This window comes from Neoroseomonas rubea, assembly GCF_016106015.1.
Classification (GTDB): Bacteria; Pseudomonadota; Alphaproteobacteria; order Acetobacterales; family Acetobacteraceae; genus Neoroseomonas; species Neoroseomonas rubea.
Genome location: NZ_JACADQ010000726.1, coordinates 1 through 679 on the forward strand (window position 1 = coordinate 1; position 679 = coordinate 679).

Genomic DNA, 679 nt, shown 5'->3' on the forward strand with positions numbered 1-679 from the left:
CGGCGAGCGTCGCCCCGGCGGCCGCACCCGCCGCCTGCTGGCCGGACCCGGCCGCGGCGGCGCGGAACAGCCGCAGCTCCCTGTTGGTGGCGAGTGCCACGGCGAGCGGCGCGGCCGGCACGTTGCCCGCATTCGGCGCGGCGGCGAGCAGGATGCCGGTCTCGGCCACCACGCGCCCGGTGCCGAACAGGTTGTTCATCGAGAAGGCGCAGGCGACGGCATTGCCTTCCGGGTCCTGCGTGACGAGGCCGGCGCTGGCACCCACCATGCCGGAGGAGAAGGGCGGTGCCCCGCCGGCCATCGCCGCCTGGAAGGCGGCGGCCGTTCCGGCGCCGCCATCGATCGAGGCGGGCAGGAAATGCGCGATGTCGTTGCCCGCCGGAACGCGCACCGTCTCCAGCGCCTCGGCCCGCGCCGCGCGCAGCTCGGCGGCGGTCAGCCCGCCGCCGGCCGCGGCCGAGCCTTCCTCCAGCCGGTTCGCGAGCTGGCCCTGGTACAATTCCCCCACCCCGGCGGTGCGCAACTGCGCGAGCGTCGCGCCGAGGTCGAGCTGCGTCATGCGTTCGCCCGCCTGGAGCGGCCCGCCGCCCGGCGCGCCGAAGACGCGCCGCGCCTGCGGGTCCTGCAGCAGCGGCCCGGCGACGGCGGCGAGGTCGGCGGCGAAGGCGCGGCTGACCTC

General features: G+C 77.8%; 1 protein-coding gene. It reads right to left on the reverse strand.

Features of this window, described 5'->3' with window-relative positions:
• Positions 1-679: gamma-glutamyltransferase (locus tag HW577_RS26080; RefSeq protein ID WP_198378969.1), on the reverse strand; the 679-nt coding region annotated here is incomplete at both ends.